At 71.1% G+C, this 23,560-nt stretch carries 19 protein-coding genes; 13 read left to right on the forward strand and 6 right to left on the reverse strand.

What is annotated here, in order from left to right; translation table 11 throughout:
- Positions 1-78: 78 nt before the first annotated feature.
- Genes NGB36_RS21005 through NGB36_RS21015 form a run of 3 tightly spaced genes read left to right on the forward strand, consistent with a single transcriptional unit; the run spans position 79 to position 2,971 of the window.
- The gene (locus NGB36_RS21005) at positions 79-942 is read left to right on the forward strand and encodes an ABC transporter ATP-binding protein (RefSeq protein ID WP_255921896.1); all 864 of its coding nucleotides are present in this window, start codon (positions 79-81) and stop codon (positions 940-942) included.
- Positions 939-1,826 carry an ABC transporter permease gene (locus NGB36_RS21010; protein WP_255921897.1) on the forward strand — a complete coding sequence of 296 codons (888 nt, stop codon included), beginning with the start codon at positions 939-941 and terminating at the stop codon, positions 1,824-1,826. The genes NGB36_RS21005 and NGB36_RS21010 overlap by 4 nt, the downstream gene beginning before the upstream one ends.
- A 44-nt stretch (positions 1,827-1,870) precedes the next feature.
- Complete coding sequence (locus NGB36_RS21015; protein ID WP_255921898.1) at positions 1,871-2,971, forward strand: ABC transporter substrate-binding protein; 1,101 nt, start codon at positions 1,871-1,873, stop codon at positions 2,969-2,971.
- Between the two features lie 79 nt (positions 2,972-3,050).
- On the opposite strand, the gene NGB36_RS21020 is transcribed toward NGB36_RS21015, so the two are convergent.
- Entirely contained in the window at positions 3,051-3,956 is a 906-nt protein-coding gene (locus NGB36_RS21020) for a ferredoxin family protein (protein WP_255921899.1), read from the reverse strand.
- Between the two features lie 90 nt (positions 3,957-4,046).
- Positions 4,047-6,497, reverse strand: a complete 2,451-nt coding sequence (locus NGB36_RS21025) for a DNA gyrase/topoisomerase IV subunit A (RefSeq protein WP_255921900.1) — start codon at positions 6,495-6,497, stop codon at positions 4,047-4,049.
- A gap of 214 nt (positions 6,498-6,711) precedes the next feature.
- On the opposite strand from NGB36_RS21025, the gene NGB36_RS21030 reads away from it, so the two are divergent.
- The 3 genes from NGB36_RS21030 to NGB36_RS21040 all read left to right on the forward strand — a co-directional run bounded on the left by NGB36_RS21030 (position 6,712) and on the right by NGB36_RS21040 (position 10,386).
- On the forward strand, positions 6,712-8,043 hold the full coding sequence (locus tag NGB36_RS21030) for a M16 family metallopeptidase (RefSeq protein ID WP_255921901.1): 1,332 nt from the start codon (positions 6,712-6,714) through the stop codon (positions 8,041-8,043).
- 77 nt (positions 8,044-8,120) lie between these two features.
- Positions 8,121-9,488: a M16 family metallopeptidase gene (locus NGB36_RS21035; protein ID WP_255921946.1), complete on the forward strand. Its 1,368-nt coding sequence runs from the start codon at positions 8,121-8,123 to the stop codon at positions 9,486-9,488.
- 187 nt (positions 9,489-9,675) lie between these two features.
- Positions 9,676-10,386: a GntR family transcriptional regulator gene (locus tag NGB36_RS21040; protein WP_372509487.1), complete on the forward strand. Its 711-nt coding sequence runs from the start codon at positions 9,676-9,678 to the stop codon at positions 10,384-10,386.
- 157 nt (positions 10,387-10,543) lie between these two features.
- On the opposite strand, the gene NGB36_RS21045 is transcribed toward NGB36_RS21040, so the two are convergent.
- A complete protein-coding gene (locus tag NGB36_RS21045) occupies positions 10,544-10,825 on the reverse strand; it encodes an HPr family phosphocarrier protein (RefSeq protein WP_255921903.1) in 282 nt (93 codons plus the stop codon).
- 146 nt (positions 10,826-10,971) lie between these two features.
- Between NGB36_RS21045 and NGB36_RS21050 the strand changes: the two genes are divergently transcribed.
- The 3 genes from NGB36_RS21050 to NGB36_RS21060 are packed head-to-tail and all read left to right on the forward strand — an operon-like array spanning position 10,972 to position 15,642.
- Positions 10,972-13,800, forward strand: a complete 2,829-nt coding sequence (locus NGB36_RS21050; RefSeq protein WP_255921904.1) for a bifunctional acetate--CoA ligase family protein/GNAT family N-acetyltransferase — start codon at positions 10,972-10,974, stop codon at positions 13,798-13,800.
- A 43-nt stretch (positions 13,801-13,843) separates the two neighbouring features.
- Positions 13,844-14,446 carry a DUF5998 family protein gene (locus tag NGB36_RS21055; RefSeq protein WP_255921905.1) on the forward strand — a complete coding sequence of 201 codons (603 nt, stop codon included), beginning with the start codon at positions 13,844-13,846 and terminating at the stop codon, positions 14,444-14,446.
- Entirely contained in the window at positions 14,446-15,642 is a 1,197-nt protein-coding gene (locus NGB36_RS21060; RefSeq protein ID WP_255921906.1) for an alkaline phosphatase family protein, read from the forward strand. Before NGB36_RS21055 ends, NGB36_RS21060 begins: the two co-directional genes overlap by 1 nt.
- Positions 15,643-15,706: 64 nt before the next feature.
- Here the strand turns inward: NGB36_RS21060 and NGB36_RS21065 are convergent, their stop codons facing one another.
- On the reverse strand, positions 15,707-16,483 hold the full coding sequence (locus tag NGB36_RS21065; protein ID WP_255921907.1) for a VOC family protein: 777 nt from the start codon (positions 16,481-16,483) through the stop codon (positions 15,707-15,709).
- A 208-nt stretch (positions 16,484-16,691) separates the two neighbouring features.
- Here NGB36_RS21065 and NGB36_RS21070 point away from each other — a divergent pair, with 208 nt between their 5' ends.
- Positions 16,692-17,525, forward strand: coding sequence for a sulfurtransferase (locus NGB36_RS21070; protein ID WP_255921908.1), 834 nt, complete (start codon positions 16,692-16,694; stop codon positions 17,523-17,525).
- 88 nt (positions 17,526-17,613) lie between these two features.
- Here the strand turns inward: NGB36_RS21070 and sepH are convergent, their stop codons facing one another.
- The gene (gene sepH / locus NGB36_RS21075) at positions 17,614-18,798 is read right to left on the reverse strand and encodes a septation protein SepH (protein WP_255921909.1); all 1,185 of its coding nucleotides are present in this window, start codon (positions 18,796-18,798) and stop codon (positions 17,614-17,616) included.
- A gap of 473 nt (positions 18,799-19,271) precedes the next feature.
- Between sepH and NGB36_RS21080 the strand changes: the two genes are divergently transcribed.
- Positions 19,272-20,096: a hypothetical protein gene (locus tag NGB36_RS21080; RefSeq protein ID WP_255921910.1), complete on the forward strand. Its 825-nt coding sequence runs from the start codon at positions 19,272-19,274 to the stop codon at positions 20,094-20,096.
- 16 nt (positions 20,097-20,112) lie between these two features.
- Here the strand turns inward: NGB36_RS21080 and NGB36_RS21085 are convergent, their stop codons facing one another.
- On the reverse strand, positions 20,113-21,453 hold the full coding sequence (locus NGB36_RS21085) for a D-arabinono-1,4-lactone oxidase (protein WP_255921911.1): 1,341 nt from the start codon (positions 21,451-21,453) through the stop codon (positions 20,113-20,115).
- An 86-nt stretch (positions 21,454-21,539) separates the two neighbouring features.
- Between NGB36_RS21085 and NGB36_RS21090 the strand changes: the two genes are divergently transcribed.
- Positions 21,540-22,664 carry a ferrochelatase gene (locus NGB36_RS21090; protein WP_255921912.1) on the forward strand — a complete coding sequence of 375 codons (1,125 nt, stop codon included), beginning with the start codon at positions 21,540-21,542 and terminating at the stop codon, positions 22,662-22,664.
- Positions 22,665-22,728: 64 nt separating this feature from the next.
- Complete coding sequence (locus tag NGB36_RS21095) at positions 22,729-23,529, forward strand: inositol monophosphatase family protein (protein WP_255921913.1); 801 nt, start codon at positions 22,729-22,731, stop codon at positions 23,527-23,529.
- The last annotated feature ends 31 nt before the right edge of the window (positions 23,530-23,560 follow it).

Below are 23,560 nucleotides of genomic sequence, written 5' to 3' on the forward strand. Positions count from 1 at the left end.
AGGCCCGCCCTACGGTCTCGACACCCGCTTGAAACCCCCGCGAAACGCATGGGTGCTCGGGACTGAAGGGAGATGGAAATGATGGCTGCTGTCAGCGACCATACGGTGGGCCCGACGGCCGACCGATCCGCGCGGGAGAGTGCCCGGGTCGAGATCTCCGGGCTCACCAAGCGGTTCCTGACGCCAGGCGGTGAGGTGTTCACGGCGCTGCAGGACGTTTCGTTCACGGTGGAGCCGGGGCAGTTCTGCGCGGTGGTGGGTCCGACCGGCTGCGGCAAGTCGACGACGCTGAGTATGGTGTCCGGTCTCGACCGGCCGAGCGAGGGCTCGGTGACGGTCGGCGGCCGCGAAGTGGACGGCATCACCGACGGCGTCAGCTTCATGTTCCAGGCGGACGCGCTGCTCCCTTGGAAGACCGTCCTCGGCAACGTGCTGATGGGCCCGATCTTCCGCGGTGTCCCCAAGCAGGAGGCACATGCTTCGGCACGTGACTGGCTGCGCCGGGTGGGCCTGACAGGGTTCGAGGACCGCTACCCGCACCAACTGTCGGGTGGTATGCGCAAGCGCGTGGCGATGGCCGCGGCGCTGATCAACGAACCGAAGATCCTCATGATGGACGAGCCGTTCGGCGCGCTGGACGTGCAGACGAAGGCGATCATGTCAACCGAACTGCTCGGCCTGTGGGAGCAGATCCGTCCCTCGGTCATCTTCATCACCCACGACCTGGACGAGGCCGTCGCCCTCGCCGACCGGGTCGTGGTCATGACGTCCAGCCCGGGATCCGTCAAGGCCGTCTTCGACATCGACCTGCCGCGCCCGCGCGGCTCGGTCCAGGAGATCCGTTACGAATCCCACTTCGTCGAACTGCAGCACCAGATCTGGGAGACGCTGCGCGAGGAGGTGGAGCGCGCCTACGCGCGCACCGCAGGAGGTAAGGCATGAGGACCGCATCCACCACATCCACCACATCCGCCCCCGTCGCCGACGGCACACCGTCGTCGGCTAGCGCCGCCGCCAAACGCGCCATCCGGCGGCGCAAGGTCTTGGTGTGGGCGGGCCGCCTCGGCCTCGCGGCCTTCGTCATCGGCGGCTGGCAGTTGTTCACCACTTGGAAGATCGTCGACCCGTTCTTCTTCGGGCAGCCGTCGGGCATCGCCAAGCGGCTGGTCGACTACTTTCAGCACGGCACCGAGTTCGGGTCCTACTACTCCAACATCTGGACCACGATCGAGGAGGCCCTCATCGGCTTCGCCATTGGCACCGTCGCCGGTGTCCTGCTCGGCGTGGCGCTGGGCCAGAGCCGCTACCTCGCCGACCTGCTCGGCCCCTACATCAAGATCGTGAACGCGATCCCGCGCATCGTCCTGGGCTCCATCTTCATCGTCGCCTTCGGCATCGGCACGACGCCCAAGATCCTGCTGGCTGCGGTGCTGGTGTTCTTCGTGGTCTTCTTCAACGCCTTCCAGGGCGCGCGAGAGGTCGACCGCAACATCCTCTCCAACGCCAAGGTCCTCGGCGCCTCGCGCCTGCAGATCATCCGGCATGTCATCGTGCCGTCCGCGCTCACCTGGATCGTCGCCAGCCTGCACTCCGCCTTGGGCTTCTCCATCGTCGGCGCGCTCGTCGGCGAGGTGCTCGGCGCCAGGTCCGGCCTCGGGCTGGTCATCACGACCGCGCAGAACAACTTCGACCCGAACGGCGTGTTCGCCACGATGCTCACCATCGCGGTCCTCGTGCTCGGGGCCGAGTGGCTCATGGCCAAATTGGAGCAGCGACTCCTCTCGTGGCGCCCGCCGTCGCCGTCCGAGTCCTCCAACATCATCTGATCCCTCGCGCCCACCGCCCCACCCTCCCAAGAAGGAAGACAGCCATGCGCAATGCCGTGCTCAAGCGTGCCCTCACCGCATCACTTGCCACCGCCCTCACCCTTGGTGCGGCCGCCGCCTGTTCCAGCGGCTCCGGCAGCAGCGACTCGGCCGGCGGCTCCGGTGGCACGCCGACGGTGAGCCTCATGGTCGGCGGTATCGACAAGCAGATTTACCTGCCCTACCAGCTCGCCCAGGACCTGGGCTTCTACAAGAAGTACGGCGTCAACGTCCAGCTGAGCACGGAGACCGCGGGCGGCGTCGGCGCCGAGGACGCGATGGCCTCCGGCCAGGTGGACATGGCGGGCGCCTGGTACAACCACGCCATCGACTACCAGGTGAAGGGCAAGGCCGTCGAGGACATCGTCCAGCTCTCCGGCGCGCCGGGCGAGCGGGTGATGTGCGCCAAGGGCCAGAACGTCCACTCCCCGGCCGACTTCAAGGGCAAGACGATCGGCGTCACCGACCTCGGGTCCGGAACCGACACCCTCACCAAGTTCCTCGCTGCCAAAGCCGGCCTGAAGACCAATGATTTCAGCCGGATTGCCGTCGGCGATGGCTCGACCGCGGTTGCCGCGCTGCAGAACGGCAAGGCGGCCTGCGTCATGACGACTCAGCCGACGGTCAACGCGATCGAGAAGAAGGGCATCGGCTACCCGGCCATCGACCTGGCCACCTCCGCGGGCACCAAGGCCGTGCTGGGCGGCTTCTGGCCCGCGGCGGGTGTCCTGGCCCGCACTGACTGGGTCAACTCCCACAAGCAGACGGCGCAGAAGGTCGTCGACGCCCTGGTGGCCACCATGCACTGGATCAACACTCACTCCGCGGCCGACATCGCCAACAACCTGCCGTCGCAGTTCGTGTCGAACGCCCTGGTGACCAAGGCCGACTACATCGCCGGACTGAGCCAGGACAAGGCCCAGTTCCTGCCGGACGGCATCATGCCCACCGGCGGACCGAAGACGGCTCTGGCGACGGAGGAACTGATCGGCAACGCGACCTCGTCCGTCAACCTCGGCGCGACGTTCACCAACGAATTCGCCACCGCGGCCAACAAGCTCGAGGGCTTCTCCACTGCGACCACCCCGGCCGGCTCCAACGGCTGAGGCTCCCAACTGCCGGTAACGGCTAAGCCATAAAACCGGACCCCGGGCGCGCCACCCCACCGCGCCCGGGGGTTCCTCGTCAGGCCTCGCTCACCGAGGAGACGACCATGTGGGCAGGGGTGCCGAGTGCGGCACCGCAGCTCTCCGGGCGGGGCGGCCCGGACTGCCGCTGCTCGACCGTGACCGTCCAGGCGCGGCCGTCTGCGTGCGTCACGTCCACCGTCCAGCGGTCGGCGCCGAGCTCGACGGTGGGGGAGGCGACGAGCGCGTCCGCGAGCTCCTCGCCGGTCAGCTCGCGCACCGCCAACTCGGCTGCCTGCCCGGGCCGTTGCCAGGCCGAGCGGCCACGGCATCCGGACGGCACCATGCGGCCCTCGCGCGTCGCGTCCAGCACTTGCTTCGCCGTACCCGCATCGAGCCTGCCGTACGCGTAGCCGTACGGCAGGACGAGCATCGTCGGGGAGAAGCGGTGGCCGCCGAGGTGGGTGACCTCCCAGACCTCGCCGTTCCCGGACGACGCGAGCTCGGCCGCGAGCGGCCGCCCGAGTACTGCGCAGCACCGGTCCCGCTTGCCGTTGGTGCACACCAGGGCGAGCGGCGGGCCGTGGTGAGCGGACCCGAAGCCGCCGTGCTCGCCCCGTCCCAGCGCCGCGAAGTCGAGGCCGAGCAGCTCGCCCGGGTCCTCCACCAACGCCTCACGGATCCAGCCGGCGCTGGGCACGGTGTGCGCCACGAACACCCTGCGTCGCGTGCCCCGGTCACCGCCCGAGTCGCGGGCGGGCTGCCGGATGAGCCCGAGCCGCACGTTCGTCCCGTCGGCCCGGCTCTCCAGCGCACGCCCGAGCGCGGGGTCGAGGCGGCTGGAGGTGAACGCCTTGGCTCCCCAGGGGCCCGGCTGCTCCAGCAGCAGCCAGGTGCGCGCGCTGGCCGCTGTCGCGGCCATCGGCTCGGCCAGTTCCCTGGAGGCGGATGCACAAGGAGTCACGAAGGTGAGCCTAACCTACCTTCGTTCGGCGTGCCCGTCCGTCACGGCGTCACGCCGTCACTCCTCGAGGTCACTCCGCGAGCAACACCGTCACACCGGCCCCGCCACCGCCGCGACCGGCCGCTTCAGCGGCACACCGGAACCGTCACGCCGAGGATCTCGTTCCGGCAGCTCCGCGGGCGTGCCCTCCGCCGTGCAGGCGCGCGCCGGAGCCGCACCCGCCCAGGCAAAGGCGAGCCCGTTCTCGCCGCGCAGGAAGCGGTGGCACCGCACCCCGCCGGTGGCGCGCCCCTTGCGGGGATACTGCTCGAACGGAGTCAGCTTCGCCGAGGCCTGCACCGCGCCGTCGAGCGTGCCCTCCGCCCGCGCCACCGTGAACACCACGGCGTCGTCCGCCGGGTCGACGGCGGTGAAGGAGATCACCTTCGCGCCCTCACCCAGCTTGATGCCCGCCATTCCGCCCGCCGGCCGGCCCTGCGGCCGGACCTGCCCGGCGGGATACCGCAGCAACTGGGCCTCGTCGGTGATGAAGACCAGATCCTCCTCACCCGTGCGCAGCTCGACAGCGCCGACGAGCCGGTCGCCCTCCTTCAGCCCGATGATCTCGAACTCGTCCCTGTTGGCCGGGAAGTCGGGCACCACGCGCTTGACGACCCCCTGCTCGGTGCCGAGCGCCAGGCCCGGTGAGGACTCGTCGAGCGTCGACAGGCACAGCACCTGCTCGTCCTCATCAAGCGGGACGAACTCCGAGACGGGCGCGCCGCCCGAGAGGTTCGGCGCCGCCGCGCTCTCCGGGAGCGTCGGCAGATCGACCACTGGCAGCCGCAGCAGCCGCCCGGCGGAGGTCACCACGCCCACATCGCCCCGGGTCGTCGCCGGCACCGCCGAGACGATCACGTCGTGCTTGGCCCGCTTACCGTCCTCGTACTGGAAGGCATCCGTCGTCGCCGTGCGGGCCAGCAGCCCCGTGGCGGAGAGCAGCACGCGGCACGGATCGTCCGAGACCTCCAGCGGCACCGCGGCCACCGGCGTATCAGCCGACTCCAGCAGAACCGTGCGCCGCTCGGATCCGTACTTCTTGGCCACCGCGGCGAGTTCGCCCGAGACGAGCTTGCGCAGCTCGGCGTCGGACTCCAGGATCCGGGTCAGCTCCGCGATCTCGGCGCCCAGCCGCTCGCGCTCCGACTCCAGCTCCAACCGGTCGTACTTGGTCAGCCTGCGCAGCGGCGTGTCGAGGATGTACTGCGTCTGCACCTCGGAGAGCGAGAAGCGCTCCATCAGCTGCTGCTTGGCGTCGGCCGAGTTCTCGCTGGAGCGGATCAGCCGGATGACCTCGTCGATGTCGACCAGAGCCACCAGCAACCCCTCGACCAGGTGCAACCGGTCGGCGCGCTTGGTGCGGCGGAACTCGCTGCGCCGCCGGACGACGTCGAAGCGGTGGTCGACATAGACCTCCAGCAGCTCCTTGAGGCCGAGCGTGAGCGGCTGCCCGTCCACCAGGGCCACGTTGTTGATCCCGAAGGACTCCTCCATCGGGGTCAGCCTGTAGAGCTGTTCGAGCACCGCCTCGGGGTTGAAGCCGTTCTTCACCTCGATCACCAGACGCAGCCCGTGCTCGCGGTCGGTGAGGTCCTTCACGTCCGCGATGCCCTGCAGCTTCTTCGCACCGACCAGGTCCTTGATCTTGGCGATCACCTTCTCCGGGCCGACGGTGAAGGGCAGTTCGGTGACGACGATGCCCTTGCGGCGCGCCGTGACGTTCTCGATCGTCGCCGTCGAGCGGATGCGGAAGCTGCCGCGCCCGGTCTCGTATGCCTCGCGGATCCCGGACAAGCCCACGATGCGGCCGCCGGTCGGCAGGTCGGGCCCGGGAATGTGGCGCATCAGGGCGTCCAGGTCCGCGTTCGGGTACCTGATCAGATGGCGGGCGGCGGCGATCACCTCGACCAGGTTGTGCGGCGGCATGTTGGTCGCCATGCCGACCGCGATCCCGGAGGCGCCGTTGACCAGCAGATTCGGGAAGGCGGCGGGCAGCGTGACCGGCTCGCGCTCCTGGCCGTCGTAGTTAGGCGCGAAATCGACGGTGTCCTCGTCGATCGACTCGGTCATCAGCATCGCGGCGGGAGCCATCCGCGACTCGGTGTACCGCATGGCGGCCGGCGGGTCGTCGTTGCCCAGCGAGCCGAAGTTGCCGTGCCCGTCGACCAGCGGCATCCGCATGGAGAAGTCCTGCGCCATGCGCACCAGCGCGTCGTAGATCGACGCGTCGCCGTGCGGGTGCAGCTTTCCCATCACCTCGCCGACGACGCGGGCGCACTTGACGTACCCGCGGTCGGGGCGCAGGCCCATCTCGTTCATCTGGTAGACGATGCGGCGGTGCACCGGCTTGAAGCCGTCGCGCGCGTCGGGCAGGGCGCGCGAGTAGATGACGGAATAGGCGTACTCGAGGTAGGAGCCCTGCATCTCGTCGACGACGTCGATGTCGAGGATGCGCTCCTCGAAATCGTCCGGAGGCGGGGTCTTCGTGCTGCGGCGGGCCATCGGACGGATGCTCCTTCAACGGACCTGTTCGGGATCTGATGCGGTCCATTGTGGACTGCCGCACTGACACCCCGTACCACGACCCGGTTCTTCTTCGTGGCATTCGTGACACAGCCGCCACGAAGAAGATCCCCGGCCGGGAACTTCGCGCGGTGTCGGTGCGCTTCCCTAAGGTGGGGGTCGACCAGTTCGCGACCGGAAGGACAGCTTGCCCATGGGTCACACGGCCACGCCGGAGGCACGATCCGGCGGCCTGACAGCGACCGAGCACCGTCTCGCCAACGGGCTGCGGGTGGTGCTCTCGGAGGATCATCTGTCACCGGTCGCAGCCGTCTGTCTGTGGTACGACGTGGGGTCGCGCCACGAGGTGGAGGGCCGCACGGGACTCGCCCACCTCTTCGAACACCTGATGTTCCAGGGGTCGGCGCAGGTGCCGGGCAACGGGCACTTCGAGCTGGTTCAGGCCGCGGGGGGTTCCCTCAACGGCACCACGAGCTTCGAGCGCACCAACTACTTCGAGACGATGCCCGCCCACCAGCTCGAACTCGCCCTGTGGCTGGAGGCGGACCGGATGGGCAGCCTGCTCACCGCGCTCGACCAGCAGAGCCTGGACAACCAGCGGGACGTGGTGAAGAACGAGCGCCGCCAGCGCTACGACAACGTCCCCTACGGCACTGCCTTCGAGCGGTTGACGGCGATGGCCTACCCCGAGGGCCACCCCTACCACCACACCCCGATCGGCTCGATGGCCGATCTGGACGCGGCCTCGCTGGAGGACGCGCAGGAGTTCTTCCGCACCTACTACGCGCCCAACAACGCGGTCCTCGCGGTCGTCGGCGACATCGACCCCGAGCGGACGCTCGGCTGGGTGGAGAAGTACTTCGGCTCCATCCCCTCCCATGAAGGCAAACCCGCCCCGCGGGAGGGCTCGCTCCCCGCGGTCATGGGCTCGCAGCTGCGCGAGGTCGTCACCGAGGACGTGCCCTCCCGCGCCCTGATGGCCGCCTACCGGCTCCCGCAGGACGGCACCCGCGAGGCCGACGCCGCCGACCTCGCGCTGACCGTGCTCGGGGGCGGCGAGTCCTCCCGGCTGCACAACAGGCTGGTGCGGCGCGACAGGACGGCCGTCGGCGCCGGCTTCGGCATGCTCAGGCTCGCCGGGGCGCCGTCGCTCGGCTGGCTCGACGTCAAGGCGTCGAGCGAGGTCGAGGTGGCTGAGATCGAGGCCGCTGTTGACGACGAGCTGGCCCGCTTTGCCGAACAGGGCCCCACGCCGGAGGAGATGGAGCGCGCCCAGGCCCAGCTGGAGCGCGAGTGGCTCGACCGGCTGGCGACCGTCGGTGGCCGCGCCGACGAACTGTGCCGCTACGCCGTGCTCTTCGGCGACCCGCAGCTGGCGCTGACCGCCGTCGACCGGGTCCTGAAGATCACGTCCGACGAGGTCAAGGAGGTGGCCGCCGCCCGGCTGCGCCCCGACAACCGCGCCGTCCTGGTCTACGAACCGACCGGCGGCGCCACGGAAGAGGAAGAGGGCGAGGGCGCCTGATGACCGACGCAACGGCCGCCACCGGCAACACCGGCAACACCGGCAACACCGGCAACACCGACAACGCTGCCCCTTCGATGATCTTCCACCCCAGGCCCGAGGCGGGCCCCGCCAAGCCGTGGGCCTTCCCCGCCCCCGAGCGCTCCGGCCTGCCGGGCGGCCTGTCCGTGCTGCGCTGCCACCGGCCCGGCCAGAAGGTCGTCGCCGTCGAGGTGCTGCTCGACGCGCCGCTCGACGCGGAGCCGCGGGGCCTGGACGGCGTGGCCACCATCATGGCCAGGGCGTTCTCCGAGGGCACCGACACCCTCACCGCCGAGGAGTTCGCCGCCGAGCTGGAGCGCTGCGGAGCCACGCTCGACGCACACGCCGACCACCCCGGCGTCCGCCTCTCCCTCGAAGTACCCGCCTCCCGCCTGGAGAGGGCGCTCGGTCTGCTCGCCGATGCGCTGCGCGCCCCCGCCTTTCCCGAGAGCGAGGTGGGCCGGCTGGTCCGCAACCGGCTCGACGAGATCCCCCACGAGCTCGCCAACCCGGCCCGCCGCGCCGCCATGGCACTTTCCGACGAGCTGTTCCCCGCCGACTCCCGGATGTCCCGGCCCCGGCAGGGCACCGAGGAGACCGTCGCCCGGATCGACGCGGCCGCGGTGCGCGCCTTCTACGAGGCGCATGTGCGCCCCGCCACCGCCACGGCCGTCGTCGTCGGCGATCTGACGGGCATCGACCTCGACGCGCTGCTCACGGCCACGCTGGGTGCCTGGACCGGTACCAAGGCCGAGCCCCGTCCGGCGCCGCCCGTGGTGGCCGACGACTCCGCACGCGTGGTGATCGTCGACCGGCCCGGCTCGGTCCAAACGCAACTGCTCGTCGGGCGGACGGGCCCCGACCGCCATGACGCGGTCTGGCCCGCCCAGGTGCTCGGTACCTACTGCCTCGGCGGCACCCTGACCTCGCGGCTCGACCGTGTGCTGCGCGAGGAGAAGGGCTACACCTACGGTGTGCGGGCCTTCGCCCAGGTGCTGCGCTCGGCCCCGGACGGCACCGGCGCCTCGATGCTGGCGATCAGCGGCTCGGTTGCCACCGACGTGACCGCCCCTGCGCTCGCCGACACCTGGCAGGTGCTGCGCGGCCTCGCCGAGGGCGGGCTCACCGACGAGGAGCGCGATGTCGCCGTGCAGAACCTGGTGGGCGTCGCCCCGCTGAAGTACGAGACGGCGGCGGCCGTCGCCGGCACCTTCGCCGACCAGGTGGAGCAGCATCTGCCGGACGACTACCAGGCGGGGCTGTACGCACGCCTGGCGCAGACCGGCACGGTCGAGGCGACGGCAGCCGTGGTGAACGCGTTCGCGCCCGAGCGCCTCGTGGTCGTGCTGGTGGGCGACGCCTCACAGATCGAGGCCGAAGTCGGCAAGCTCGGCATCGGCCCGGTGACAGTGGTCCGCGGCTAGCCGTCGGCAGACGGTCCGCAAAGGGCCCCGGCCTCCCCGACGCGGGGGCCGGGGCCCTTCTCCGTTCCGTGGTGTGCTGCGCCTCACCGTACATTCCCGGCCAAGAATTCCGTCGGATTCGGGGCTGCCGCGGGAAAGCGTGCTGCGCTGCCATAGAGTTGCTGGATAAAAAGACTGTGCGCATGAAATGGGGACCGGCGATGCGGGATTGGATGTGAACGGGGAGGGCGGCGCGGGGAACGGCGGGCGGCGGTTGTCCGCCCAGACCGTGTGCTCCGCGATCCGCGACGACATCGTGAGCGGCTACTTCGCGCCCGGCGGCCGGCTGACCGAGGAACTGCTCGCCAAGCGCTACGGGGTCTCCCGGGTCCCGGTGCGCGAGGCGTTGCGCACCCTGGAGTCCGAGGGGTTCGTCCGCACCCGCAAGCATGCCGGTGCATCGGTTGCCGAGCCGAGCGAGCAGGAGGCGGGAGACCTGCTGGAGATCCGAGCGCTGCTGGAGCCGTTGGGCGCCGCACGGGCGGCCGAACGCCGCACCGAGCAGCATCTGCGGGTGCTGCGCGGCCTGGTGAGGCTCAGCCAGGAACGCTCGCAGAAGGGCCAGTTCTCCGACCTTCCCGCACTCGACGGCTGGTTCCACCAGACGCTGGCGCAGGCCTCGGGCAGCCCCGGCCTCGCCGCGCTCCTCATCCAGCTGCGCCAGAAGATCTCGTGGATGTACGCCGTCGAGCTGCCCGGCAGGTCGATGGCTACCTGGGACGAACATGGGGCGATCACAGACGCGGTGGCACGCGGCGACGCCGAACGGGCGCGCAGACTCACCACGGCGCACATCGAGCGGTGGGCGGCCGCGCACCGATTGCGCAGGGCTCCCAGCATTCCCGGCGCCGCCGGATGAGAGCGCGCGTGAGGATTCCGAAACGTGCAGTAAACATTTCGCGTGCACGTCCTTAACAGGCGCGCGGTAAAAAGTTCCGTATACGAGACCGCGGGGAATTGCTTCTGCAATTCCCCGCGGATATTGGTGTTGCGCCGGGCGAGACCGGCGGGAGTTGTCAGACGGTCTCGGGAAGCTCGTCGAGCCCCTCGGAAACCAGCTTCGCCAGGCGGTCGAGCGCCGCCTCCGCATCGTCGGACTCCGACGCCAGCACGATCTCCTCGCCGCCCTTGGCGCCCAGACCGAGCACGGCGAGCATCGATGCGGCATTGACCGGGGCGCCGTCGGCCTTGGCGATCGTCACCGGGACGCCTGCGGCGGTCGCAGCGCGGACGAAGATCGAGGCGGGGCGGGCGTGCAGGCCTTCGGCCCAGCCAACGGTGACGCGGCGCTCAGCCATGGTGTAACCCTTCTGGTGATTCCGGTTGTCTAGACCAGTGTACGCACGGCTGCGGGGGGAATCCCGCTCCGTCGAGGGTAGGCTGCCGCACCGCCCGCGCGTCCGCCGGGGCGCCACGCGCCGCACCGCGTCCTACTCTTGCGCCCATGGAGACCTCTGCGACGTCGGCGCAGCCCGCGTACCCGGTCCACTGGGAGGCGGACGTCGTGCTGCGCGACGGCGGCATCGCCCATGTCCGCCCGATCACCCCGGACGATGCGCAACGCCTGGTCAGCTTCTACGAACAGGTCTCCGACGAGTCCAAGTACTACCGCTTCTTCGCGCCCTACCCCCGTCTCTCCGACCGCGACGTGCGGCGGTTCACGCACCACGACTACGTCGACCGCGTCGGGCTGGCCGCGACCGTCGGCGGTGAGTTCATAGGGACCGTCCGCTACGACCGGATCGACGAGCACGGCAGGCCGGCCGGTGGGGGCGCGACCCGCGCCGAGGTTGCCTTCCTCGTCCAGGACGCCCATCAGGGCCGCGGCGTCGCGTCCGCGTTGCTCGAACACATCGCGGCCGTGGCACGCGAACGCGGCATCCGCCGCTTCGTCGCCGAAGTGCTCCCGGCCAACCGCAAGATGATCAAGGTCTTCACCGACGTCGGCTACACCCAGCAGCGCAGCTTCACCGACGGAGTCGTCCGTCTCGAACTCGACTTGGAACCCACCGAGGCCTCGGTCGCGGTGATGCGCGCCCGAGAACAGCGAGCCGAGGCCCGCTCCGTGCAGCGGCTGCTCGCTCCGCGCTCCGTGGCCGTCGTCGGCACCGGCAGAAGCGAGGGCAGTGTCGGCCGAACCGTGCTGCGCAATCTGCTCGCCGCCGGGTTCCGCGGCCGGGTGCACGCCGTCAACCACCACTTCCCCGACTCCATGGACCTCCTGCAGCCCGAGGGCGTGGCGGCACACCGTTCCGTCGGCTCCATCGATGAAGCGGTCGACCTGGCGATCCTCGCCGTCTCCGCCGAGCACGTCCCCGAGGCCGTCGCGGACTGCGGGGCCCATGGGGTCCAAGGGCTGCTGGTGATCGCCGACGGCTACGCCGAATCCGGCCCCGAAGGCCGTGAGCGGCAGCGTGCCCTGGTCCGTCAGGCCCGCTCCTACGGCATGCGGATCATCGGCCCCAACGCGTTCGGCATCCTCAACACCTCACCGCGCGTGCGGCTCAACGCCTCGCTGGCACCCGAGACCCCGGCGACCGGCCGGCTCGGCCTGTTCACCCAGTCCGGCGCCATCGGCATCGCGCTGCTCGCAGGCCTCCACCGCCGCGGCCCGGGTGGCATCGCAGGAGTCTCGACGTTCATCTCCGCAGGCAACCGCGCCGATGTCTCCGGCAACGACCTGCTGCAGTACTGGTACGACGACCCCGAGACCGACGTCGCCCTGATGTACCTCGAATCCATCGGCAACCCGCGGAAGTTCACCCGCCTCGCACGGCGGACCGCCGCCGCCAAGCCCGTGGTCGTCGTCAAGGGCGCCCGGCACACCGGCAGCCTGCCGCCCGGACATCCGGAGGCCGCCGCCCGCATCCCCGACGCCACCGTCTCGGCGCTCTTCCGGCAAGTGGGGATCCTCCGCGTCAACACGGTGACCGAACTGCTGGACACCGGGCTGCTGTTGGCTCACCAGCCGCTCCCCGCAGGAGGGCGCGTCGCGATCCTCGGCAACTCCGAGTCGCTCGGGCTGCTGGCGTACGACGTGAGCATCAGCGCCGGTCTGCTGCCGCGCGCACCGATCGACCTGACCACCACGGCCGTCCCCGACGACTTCCGTACCGCGCTCGCCGTGGCGCTCGCAGACGACGAGGTGGACGCCGTCGTCGTCACCGCCATCCCGCGCGTCGGCGCCGCAGGCGCACGGGAACCCGACTCCGGGGACGACCCCGAGCTCGCCGTGGCGCTCCAGTCGGCGGCGGCCGGCAGCACCAAGCCCGTCGTCGTGGTCCACCTCACCCTCGACCGGCTCGCCGAGCGCCTCGGCGCCGCCCCCGCCGGCGGCGAAGCGGACGCCACCGCGCGTATCCCCGCCTACCCCTCGGCCGAGCGCGCCGTCCAGCCGCTGGCGGAGGCCGTCCGCTATGCGGACTGGCGGCGCACCACCGCCACCCCTGGCACGGTCCCCGAGCTCGACGGGATCGACGAGGCCGCCGCCCATGACGACGTGGCTCGCCTCCTCGACTCCGCCGACGACCGCCGCCCCAGCGCCGTCGATGCCGATGCCGCCCCCGCCGACGAACGCCGGCGCGGCGCCGTCAACCTCGACGAGCCGGCCGCCGCCGCACTGCTCGCCCGCTACGGCATCGAGGTCCGTCAGACGCTCCCCGCCCAGGACGCCACCGCCGCGGCGACCGCCGCCCGCCGCCTCGGCTACCCCGTGGCGCTCAAGACCACCGCACCCCACCTGCGCCACCGCGCCGACCTCGGCGGGGTGCGCCTCGACATCGCCTCCGAGGCCGAACTCCTGCGCGCTTACGAAGAGTTGACCGACCGGCTCGGCAAGCCCGCCGAGGTGCTCCCGGTGGTTCAGGCGATGGCTCCGCGCGGTGTCGACACCGTCGTGCGGGCCGCCGTCGACCCCGCCGTCGGCGCCATGCTCTCCTTCGGCCTGGCGGGCGCCCCGTCCGAGCTGCTCGGCGACGTCGCCCACCGCTTCATCCCCGCCACCGACCGGGACGTCGCCGATCTCGTCCGGTCCATCAAGGCGGCCCCGCTGCTCTTCGGCTGGCGCGGCGCCGAGCCCGCCGACACCGGTGCGCTCGAAGAGCTGCTGCTGCGCGTCTCGCGGCTGGTCGACGACCTGCCGGAGATCGTCGCGGTGACGCTCGAACCCGTCGTCGTCGCGCACACCGGCCTGACCGTGCTCGGGGCCGGCGTCCGGCTGGCCCGGCCCCCCGCCCGTACCGACCTGGGGCCCCGTGCACTGTCGTCTCATTGAGCGGCGCCTCTTCGAGCGGAGAGCCGCCACTAAGATGGTCCTCATGGCGAAAACCGGTACGACGACCCAGGGGCTGCGTGCGGCCATCGAGCGCAGCGGCTACTACCCGGCACTCGTGGCGGAGGCCGTGGAGGCCTCGGTCGGTGGCGAGCCGGTCGTCGCGTACCTGGTCAACCAGGAGACCACCTTCGACGCCAACGAGGTCAGGCGGCACGTCACCGTCCTCGTCCTCACCCGCACCCGGTTCCTCGTCAGCCACACCGACGAGCAGGGCGCCGACGACACCTCGCCGACGCCGTACACCACCACCTCCACCGAGTCCGTCAAGATCGGCCGGATCTCCTCCGTGGTGGTCAGCCGGGTCGTCGCCAACCCCGAGTCGTACACCCCCGGCACGCTGCCACGCGAGGTGGTGCTCACCATCGGCTGGGGCGCCGTCAGCCGGATCGATCTGGAGCCCGCCGCCTGCGCCGACCCCAACTGCGAGGCCGACCACGGCTACACCGGTTCCTCGACCGCCGACGACCTCAGCCTGCGGGTGAGCGAGGCCGCCGACGGCCCGGAGGCGGTACGCGAGACGCTCGCCTTCGCCGAGGCGCTCTCGGCCGCCACGGCCGCCGTCACAACCACGTCGGCGCACCACTGATGGCGCACCCCGCGGCAGCGGGCCCACGCGAGGACGACCACGTACCGCTCGACATCCGCAGCGCCCCCGCGCCGCGCTACGGCACCGCGGCCCTGAGCGATCTGCTCCCCGCGGCCCTCGCCGGTCACGGCGTGCCTGGCGCCCCCGCCACCGGGCTCGGCCTCACCTCTGCGGACCGCACGTGCGTCTTCCTCGTCGACGGCCTCGGCTGGGAGCTGCTCAAGGCCCACCCGGACGAGGCACCGTTCCTCACCTCGCTCCTCGGCACCTCGCTCGCCGGCACCGGAGATCCGCTCACCGCGGGCTTCCCGGCGACCACGGCGACCTCGCTCGCCTCGGTGGGCACCGGCCTGCCGCCGGGCGCGCACGGACTCGCCGGATACACGGTGGCGATACCGGGCGAGAACCAGCTGATGAACCAGTTGCGGTGGCAGCCGTGGACCGACCCGCACGCCTGGCAGCCCTACCCGACGGTGTTCCAACTCGCCGACGCGGCAGGCATCGAGACGTGCCAGGTCTCCTCGCCCGCCTTCGAGCAGACCCCGCTCACCCGGATCGCGCTCTCCGGCGGCACCTTCCACGGCCGCCTCACCGGCGACGAGCGGATGGATCTCGCCGCCGACCGCCTGGCCTGCGCCGACCGCACCCTCGTCTACACCTACTACAGCGAGCTCGACGGCAACGGCCACCGCTACGGCGTCGACTCCGACGCGTGGCGCGGGCAGTTGATGATGGTCGACCGGCTCGCGCAGCGCCTCGCCGAGCAGTTGCCGCCGCGCTCCGTCCTCTATGTGACCGCCGACCACGGCATGATCGACATCCCGGCCGAGAAGCGGATCGACTTCGACGAGGACTGGGAGCTCGCCGCCGGCGTCGCTCTGCTCGGCGGCGAGGCGCGCGCACGGCACGTCTACGCCGTACCGGGAGCCGCTGCCGACGTGCACGCGGTGTGGAGCGAGGTGCTCGGCGAGCAGATGTGGGTCGCCACCCGGGAGCAGGCGATCGAAGCGGGCTGGTTCGGTCCGCACGTCGACGAGCGGGTGTACGAGCGGATCGGCGACGTGGTTGCAGTGGCGAGTGACGAGATCGCGGTGATCGCGAGCAGGCGGGAGCCGGGGGAGTCGTCGATGGTCGGGCTGCACGGCTCGCTCGCACCGGCCGAACAGCTGGTGCCGCTGTTGGAAGTCCGGAGCTGAGCGGCTCCGTAAATATGAGCGGCTCCGTAAATATGAGCGGCTCCGTATATACGGGGCTCGGTACCTACGAGTCGAGGCGGATCACGGTGAACATGGCCCCCTCCGGGTCGGCCACCGTGGCCAGCCGCCCGTACGCCGAGTCACGCGGCGGGCGCAGCACCCTCCCGCCCAGTTCCGTCACCTTCCTCGCCGCGGCGTCCGCGTCCGCCACTGCGAAGTACGTCATCCAGTACGCGCCCAGGTCCTGCGGGAGCGCCGTGCCGACCCCGTGGATCCCGGCCACCGGCTGCCCGTCGAGGTGCAGCGTCAGGTAGTCGAAATCGGCCGAGACCACTGCCTCCTCCTCGAAGCCGAACACCACGGAGTAGAACTTGCTGACCGCCGACGTCTCCAGCGTCACCAGTTCGTTCCACACCAAGGTTCCCGGCTCGCCGACGACGCCCACCCCTGTGTGGCCGATCGGCTGCCAGATGCCGAACACCGCGCCGCACGGGTCGGCGGCGATCGCCATGCGCCCTGCCTCGTCGTCCGCGTCGAGCGGTCCGACGGCCACGGTGCCGCCGCAGTCGCGGATCAGCTCGGCGGTGGCGTCGGCGTCCTCCACCGACAGATACGTGGTCCAGGCGACCGGAAGGTGGCGGTTCTCGTGGCACTCACCGATCCCGGCCACGAACCGGCCACCGAGCGAGGCCTTCACATAGGGCCCGAAATGCTGGGGTCCGGCGTGGAATTCCCAGCTGAACAGCCCGCCGTAGAACTCCTGTGTCGCGGGCAGGCTGTGCACCAGCAGACTTACCCAGCAGGGTGCACCCTGGGGACGCCGGGCCGATACCTCGGTCATCGGAAATCTCTCCTCGCGCGACGGTCAGCGGGGGACGAGCCAGGATGATGGTTTCACCACCTCGCGCGTCGTGCGCCCCGGCCGCGCCGGTCCGGGACGCCCCGGAAGGAGAATGCCCGATAGCTTGTGATGTGTCGTTCTCCTGGCCACGCCGTCCATACGATCACCAGGACACCGGACAGCGGTGGCCGCGGTCACAATGGGCCGCATGGAAGCCATCATCTCCGAGGCGGAGCTCCGCAGCCAAGACCGCAGCCGTGACCGGGAACACGACGCGGTCCTTCTCGACGTCCGCTATCAGCTCGGCGGGCCGCCCGGCCGTCCGCAGTACGAGGCCGGACACATCCCCGGCGCCGTCTACGTCGACCTGGACTCCGAGCTCGCAGGCCCGCCCGGCGCCGCCGGACGCCATCCGCTGCCCGATCTCGACGTCTTCGCCGAAGCCATGCGACGCGCCGGCGTCAGTGCCTCCCGCCCCGTCGTGGTCTACGACGGCGGTCAGGGCTGGGCGGCGGCGCGCGCCTGGTGGTTGCTGCGGTGGACCGGACACCCCGATGTCCGCGTCCTCGACGGCGGCCTCGCGGCCTGGCAGGGTCCTCTGGAGACGACGACGCCCACCCCTGTCCCCGGCGATTTCACCCCCGTGCCCGGTGCGTTGCCGCTCCTGACCGCCGACGACGCCGCGGCGCTGGCCCGCCGCGGCCTGCTGCTCGACGCCCGCGCCCCCGAGCGGTACCGGGGCGAGGTTGAGCCCATCGACCCAGTGGCCGGACACATCCCCGGCGCCGTCAACGCCCCGACGACCGGCAACGTCGCCGCCGACGGACGATTCCTGCCCGCCAACCAGCTGGCCCAGCGGTTCAAGGCGCTGGGCGCCACCGAGGACACCGAGGTCGGCGTCTACTGCGGCTCGGGCGTCTCGGCCGCGCAAGAGGTCCTGGCGCTCGCCGTCGCGGGCATCCAGGCTGCTCTCTACGTCGGCTCGTGGAGTGAGTGGACCGCCGATCCGTCGCGGCCGGTGGCGACGGGGGAGAAGCCCTGAACGAACCTCGCGGGCGGCGCGCCGGTGCGCCGCCCGCGAGGTCTGCCGCTGCAGGATCGCTCCTGCGCCATGCGTGATGCGCTGTGCGCTACTCCTGCTTCTTCCTCCGGCTGCCGAAGACGATCTCGTCCCAGCTCGGCACGGTCGCCCGGCGCCCGGGCCGTACCCCGTCCGCCTCGGCCTGCCGGTCGGTCGTACCGATCAGCCGCTCCCGGTGGGAGCCCACCGAGCGCGGCATGAGGACATCGGCGTAGGCCGATCCGGCACCCGCGCTCGCGGCAGGCGGCGCCGCCTCCTCGGTCGCTGTCCCGGCCGTCTCCTCGCCGTCCTGGCCGCCGGCGACGGTGGCCGGGGCGGAATCCGGTGCCGGGCCGGACGACGGCACGACCATGTCACCGCGGAAGCTCGGAACCGCTTCGAGCAGGCTGGTCAGCGAGTCCCGCTCCTTCTCGGGGCGCCCGTCGCGCCCCTCGCGCCCCTCGCGCTCGTCACGCTGGTCGCCGCCCGGGCGCTCGCCCCGATCCGGACGGTCGCTTCGTTCGGACCTGTCGGTCCGCTCCGGGCGCTCGCCGCGGTCCAACTGGCGGTCCAACGCCCGGTCCAGCGGACGGTCGCGCGGCAGCCGCGCGATCCGCGGTACGAACGGGAAGCTCGGCTCGGGCTGCTCCGGCGGGGTCTCGCCGATCAGCGCCCGCGCCTCGTCGTCCACGGCCTGCACGAGGCGGCGCGGCGGGTCGTACGTCCAGCTCGCGGAGTGCGGCTCGCCCGCGACGCGGTAGACGAGCAGCACCTCCCACGTGCCGTCGTCGCGACGCCAGGAGTCCCACTGGGCGCTGTCCTTTTCGGCGCCGCGCAGCAGGAGCCGCTCGGTCACGGCCTCACCCAGCTGGGGGCCAGTGGACTCGCCCTGCCGCCGTACCGGCGTCTTGCGGGCCCGCTCGGCCATGAACGCCCGCTCGGCGAGAACGGGGCCTTCGAAGCGCCGTACCCGCTCGACCGGGATCCCGGCGAGCTGTGCCACCTCTTCCGCGGAGGCTCCCGCTCGTATCCGTGCCTGGATGTCACGCGGCCGCAGATGGCTCTCGACCTCGATCTCGATCTGGCCGAGGCGTGCCCTGTCGTTGCGTACGGCAGCGCGCAGCCGCTCGTCGATGGGAAGCGTGTATTCCGTGCTGTCCGCAGCTTTGAGCACCAGTCGTGTGCCGTCGTTGCTGACGGCCACGACACGCAGATCGGGCATGGGGACCTCCCGGGTGGTGCCTGCCGACGTCACGTGCGTCGCTGCTCCCGAAGAACGAGTGTGGCCTGCCCGACTGCGGCCTGCCACAACCTTGCCGACTTGCCCGGCGTGTCGGGCGCCTTCCCCGACCCGCCGTTATGGCACGGTTACCTTTTCGCAACTCAAAGTGACGGAGATCATCACCTTCTGTTACGAGCCGTCACGTATATCTCTCCTGCGCAACGGCGCCTGGTCGCACAGCACCCTCGGGCCCCCTCCCGCAGGATCCGGGCAGCCGGATGGAAACCGGTGCACGGGCTCGTCACAGTACTCCATTCGGGCCATCGGGGTGCAGCACCGCGCCGTCGACGTTCCGATCCGCCGCGGGAGTTGGGCGAGCGATCGCCGTGTGTATCGCAATCAACTCGTGGTGATGTTCACACAATCAACAGAAGTGGAACCGACTCCTTCACCTTTGCGGTCCGTCTTCTACGTAAGAAGAACGGACGTTCCACCGAGGGACAGGGATGGGACACGCGGCTGGGACCAGCGAGAAGACCGAGACGACTGAGAAGACCGAGAAGACCGAGAAGACCGAGAAGAAGCGCATCGATCTGTCCCTTCCGCAGGTTGCGGGGAGCGGGGCAGCCACCATGGTGGCCGCGTACCTGGCGTCGTTCCTGGGGGTGTACGGAACCATCCTCGGCGCGGCGGTGGTCAGTGTGCTCGCCACGACGGGAGGCGCGATCTTCCAACATCTGTTCCGGCGCACCGGTGAGCAGTTGCGAGAATCGGTGGTGCTGACGCGCCCCCAGGAACTGCAGCTCCGGCGTGCGCCGGAGCAGGGAGCGAGCGTTCGGGCGCCGGGCGAGTACGGCGAGGCGACCCTGCACGGCACCACATGGCGCGGCTGGCGCCGCTCGTTGGTCGCCTCCGGTGCGCTCTTCGCCGCGGTGATGGTCGCGATCACGGGCCTCGAGCTGGCCACCGGGAGCTCGATGGCGGGCTGGACCGGCCACGGGGGCAAGGCCCCGACCCTCGTCTCCTTCGCGGGAGGTTCCTCCTCGTCGAAGAAGCCGAGCCCCGGACCGACGCCGTCCGAGTCGACCACCCCATCCGGTGACGGATCGCAGACCGGTACGGCTCCCCAGCCGTCCGCGTCGAGCAGCCCGCAGACGAGCGGCGGCGCAACGGGGAGCGGCAGTGCATCGAGCCCCGCCCCGAACGAGACGTCCTCGTCCGGCACCGGCTCCTCCTTCAAGCCGACGCCCACCCCGGTCCCGTCACAGAACCAGGGCGCGGGCGCTTCGCAGCAGCCCGCGCTCGGAGGAACGGCGACGGCCACGCCGTAGAGCACGCCGCGCAGGTTCAGTCGCCGAGCACCCTGCGCAGATAGCCATTGGCGAACAGGCGCTGCGGGTCCAACCGGTCCCGCAGCGCCGTGAATTCGGCGAAACGCGGATAGGCGGCCGACAGGTATGCGGCGTCCCGTGTGTGCATCTTCCCCCAGTGCGGCCGCCCCTCGTGAGCGACCATGATCCGCTCGACGGCCGTGAAGTACTCCTGGTAGCGGCTGCCTCGGTACATGTGCACGGCGATGTACGCCGTCTCGCGCCCCGACGCCGTGGACAGCGCGATGTCGTCGGCCGGCGCCACCCGCACCTCCACCGGGAAGCTGATCCTCAGTCGCGACCGCTCCACCATGGCCTTGACCTCGCGCAGTGCGTCCACCGCGGCCTCGCGGGGTACGGCGTACTCCATCTCCACGAACCGCACCCGCCTCGGGCTGGTGAAGACCTTGTACGCGGTGTCGGTGTACGTGCGGGCGGACAGCGCCCGGCTGGAGATCTGCGCGATGCCGGGGACGGCCGCGGGAACGGCCTTGCCGAGCGCGCAGGCCAGTTGGAAGACGCCGTTGGAGAGCAGCTCGTCGTCGATCCAGCCGCGCGCCCTGGTCAGCGGGGCGGCCGGCCCCTGACTCCTGTTGTTCCGCTTGGTGTTGCAGCCGTCGGTGTGAGGGAACCAGTAGAACTCGAAGTGCTCGTTCTCGGCGACGAGTTGATCGAACTGCGAGGTGACCTGGTCGAAGCCCGTCGGCTCCTCACGCGCCGCCAGCAGAAACGACGGCTCGACCCCGAAGGTGATGGAGCCGATCACCCCGAGCGCGCCGAGGCCGATCCGGGCAGCGGCGAAGACATCGGCGTTCTCGTCGGCCGAGCAGTGCAGTACCGACCCGTCGGCACAGACCAGTTCGAGCCCCTTGATCTGAGTGGCGATCGATCCCGAGTCGCGGCCGGTACCGTGCGTTCCGGTGCTGGTCGCCCCGGCGACCGTCTGCTGCATAATGTCGCCCATATTGGTGAGCGAGAGGCCGTGGGCGTCGAGCATCCGGTTCAGCTGGTGCAGCGGCAGCCCCGCCTCGACCGTGACCGTTCCCGCCTTCTCGTCCACGCTCCGCACAGCCGCCAGCCGGTCCGGGCGGATCAGCACGCCCTCGGTGGCGGCCGCGGCGGTGAAGGAGTGGCCGGTGCCGACGGCCTTGACGGTGAGGCCGTCCTCGGCCGCCTCACGCACGACGGCGGCCAGCTCGTCGACCGACGCGGGCGTCACGGTCCGCCGCGGCCGAGCCGTGACGTTCCCCGCCCAATTGCGCCATACCTCGGCCCCGGTCGTCCCGCCGGCTATGCCCGACGTCCTCGCCGTATCCACCGCCTGTACGCCCCCTCCCAGTCGACCCTCCAGTCGATTGGAGGGGGATCATACTCACGCCGGACGGCGGATGGCAGGATCGAGGCATGGCCGATCAGCAAGACCCACGCCCGTACGACGCCCTCCTGCTGCTCTCCTTCGGCGGCCCCGAAGGCCCCGACGACGTCGTCCCGTTCCTGGAGAACGTCACCCGGGGGCGCGGTATCCCGCGCGAGCGGCTGAAAGAGGTCGGGCAGCACTACTTCCTCTTCGGCGGGGTCAGCCCGATCAACGCCCAGAACCGCGCCCTGCTCGACGCGCTGCGCAAGGACTTCGCCGAGAACGGCCTCGACCTGCCCGTCCACTGGGGCAACCGCAACTGGGCGCCGTATCTGACCGACACCCTGCGCACCATGGTCGACGAGGGCCACCGGCGGATCCTCACCCTGGCCACCAGCGCCTACGCCTCGTACTCGGGCTGCCGGCAGTACCGCGAGAACCTCGCCGACGCGCTCGCCGCGCTGGAGGCGGAGGGCCGTCCCCTGCCCCGGATCGACAAGTTGCGCCACTACTTCAACCACCCCGGCTTCATCCGCCCCATGACGGATGCGGTGCTCGCCGCGCTCGACGAGTTGCCCGCGGAGGTGCGGGACGGGGCGCACATCGCCTTCACCACGCACTCCATCCCGACCGCTGCCGCCGACACCTCCGGCCCGGTCGAGGCCCACACCACCGACGGCGAGGGCGGCGCATACGTCGCGCAGCACCTGGACGTTGCCGCCGTGATCGCCGACGCGGTGCGCGAGGCCACCGGCGTCGACCGGCCGTGGCGGCTGGTCTACCAGTCGCGCAGCGGTGCTCCGCACATCCCGTGGCTGGAGCCCGACATCTGCGACCACCTCGAAGAGCTGCACGCACAGGGCGCGCCCGCGGTGGTGATGGCGCCGATCGGCTTCGTCTCCGATCACATGGAGGTCAAGTACGACCTGGACACGGAGGCGGCGGCCAAGGCGGCCGAGCTCGGCCTGCCGGTCAGCCGCGCCGGCACCGTGGGCGCCGACCCGCGCTTCGCCGCAGCCGTGCGCGAGCTGGTGCTGGAGCGGGCCGCCATCGAGCGCGGCGAGGCGGTGGAGCGCTGCGCGCTGGGCGCGCTCGGCCCGAGCCACGACGTGTGCCCTGTCGGCTGCTGTCCGGCCCGCAGCCCCCGTCCCGCCGCCGCGGGGCTCGACTGACGGCCCGCGCGTCGCATGAGCGCCAGCCCGAGCACGAGCACGACGAGAGCACGAGAGGAACACCGTGACCGACGCCAGCACCGCCGAGCTGCTCGACACCGCGCTGGAGGCCGCTCGCCGTGCGGGCGTGCTGCTGCGTGACGGGCGCCCCGCCGACCTCGGTGTCGCCGCCACCAAATCCAGCCCGATCGACGTCGTCACCGAGATGGACATCGCCGCGGAGAAGCTGATCACCGGCTTCATTTCCGAGCGCCGTCCCGACGACGGCCTGCTAGGGGAGGAGGGCGCGAGCGTCGAGGGCACCACGGGCGTGCGGTGGGTGATCGACCCGCTCGACGGCACCGTCAACTATCTGTACGGCCTGCCCTCCTGGGCGGTGAGCATCGCCGCCGAGAAGGACGGCGAGACGATCGTCGGCGTCGTCGAGGCCCCCATGCGCGGCGAGACCTACCAGGCGGTTCGCGGCGGAGGCGCGTATGTGGGCGGCCGACGGGTGAGCTGCCGACCGGCCCCCGCCTTCGAGCAGGCGCTCATCGGCACCGGCTTCGGCTACCTCACCGAGCGCCGCGTCGCCCAGGCCAGGGTGGTCGGCGAGCTGCTGCCCCGGGTGCGTGACATCCGGCGCGGCGGATCGGCCGCGATAGACCTGTGCGACGTCGGCTGCGGCCGGTTGGACGGCTACTACGAGCGGGGGCTCAACCCGTGGGACTTCGCTGCCGGGGCACTGTTCGCCCGTGAGGCGGGAGCACTCACCGGAGGCCGGCCGGGCGAGAAGCCATCGCCTGAGCTCGCCGTCGCGGCCCCTGCTGGCCTCTTCGAGCCGCTGCAGGCCCTCCTGGACGAGCTCGGCGCCTGGCACGACTGAAAACGGGCTACTGAACGGCACCGCCTCACGC

The organism is Streptomyces humicola, assembly GCF_024436035.1.
In the GTDB taxonomy this organism is placed as follows: Bacteria; Actinomycetota; Actinomycetes; order Streptomycetales; family Streptomycetaceae; genus Streptantibioticus_B; species Streptantibioticus_B humicola.

Excerpts from the sequence above, each read along its gene's own strand:
- NGB36_RS21025 (WP_255921900.1), bottom strand. The coding sequence starts at position 6,497 with ATGGCCCGCCGCAGCACGAAGACCCCGCCTCCGGACGATTTCGAGGAG.
- NGB36_RS21030 (WP_255921901.1), top strand. The coding sequence starts at position 6,712 with ATGGGTCACACGGCCACGCCGGAGGCACGATCCGGCGGCCTGACAGCG.
- NGB36_RS21090 (WP_255921912.1), top strand. The coding sequence starts at position 21,540 with ATGGCCGATCAGCAAGACCCACGCCCGTACGACGCCCTCCTGCTGCTC.
- NGB36_RS21010 (WP_255921897.1), top strand. The coding sequence starts at position 939 with ATGAGGACCGCATCCACCACATCCACCACATCCGCCCCCGTCGCCGAC.
- NGB36_RS21050 (WP_255921904.1), top strand. The coding sequence starts at position 10,972 with ATGGAGACCTCTGCGACGTCGGCGCAGCCCGCGTACCCGGTCCACTGG.
- NGB36_RS21040 (WP_372509487.1), top strand. The coding sequence starts at position 9,676 with ATGGGGACCGGCGATGCGGGATTGGATGTGAACGGGGAGGGCGGCGCG.
- NGB36_RS21055 (WP_255921905.1), top strand. The coding sequence starts at position 13,844 with ATGGCGAAAACCGGTACGACGACCCAGGGGCTGCGTGCGGCCATCGAG.
- NGB36_RS21070 (WP_255921908.1), top strand. The coding sequence starts at position 16,692 with ATGGAAGCCATCATCTCCGAGGCGGAGCTCCGCAGCCAAGACCGCAGC.
- NGB36_RS21005 (WP_255921896.1), top strand. The coding sequence starts at position 79 with ATGATGGCTGCTGTCAGCGACCATACGGTGGGCCCGACGGCCGACCGA.
- NGB36_RS21080 (WP_255921910.1), top strand. The coding sequence starts at position 19,272 with ATGGGACACGCGGCTGGGACCAGCGAGAAGACCGAGACGACTGAGAAG.
- NGB36_RS21035 (WP_255921946.1), top strand. The coding sequence starts at position 8,121 with ATGATCTTCCACCCCAGGCCCGAGGCGGGCCCCGCCAAGCCGTGGGCC.
- NGB36_RS21015 (WP_255921898.1), top strand. The coding sequence starts at position 1,871 with ATGCGCAATGCCGTGCTCAAGCGTGCCCTCACCGCATCACTTGCCACC.
- NGB36_RS21045 (WP_255921903.1), bottom strand. The coding sequence starts at position 10,825 with ATGGCTGAGCGCCGCGTCACCGTTGGCTGGGCCGAAGGCCTGCACGCC.
- NGB36_RS21060 (WP_255921906.1), top strand. The coding sequence starts at position 14,446 with ATGGCGCACCCCGCGGCAGCGGGCCCACGCGAGGACGACCACGTACCG.
- NGB36_RS21065 (WP_255921907.1), bottom strand. The coding sequence starts at position 16,483 with ATGACCGAGGTATCGGCCCGGCGTCCCCAGGGTGCACCCTGCTGGGTA.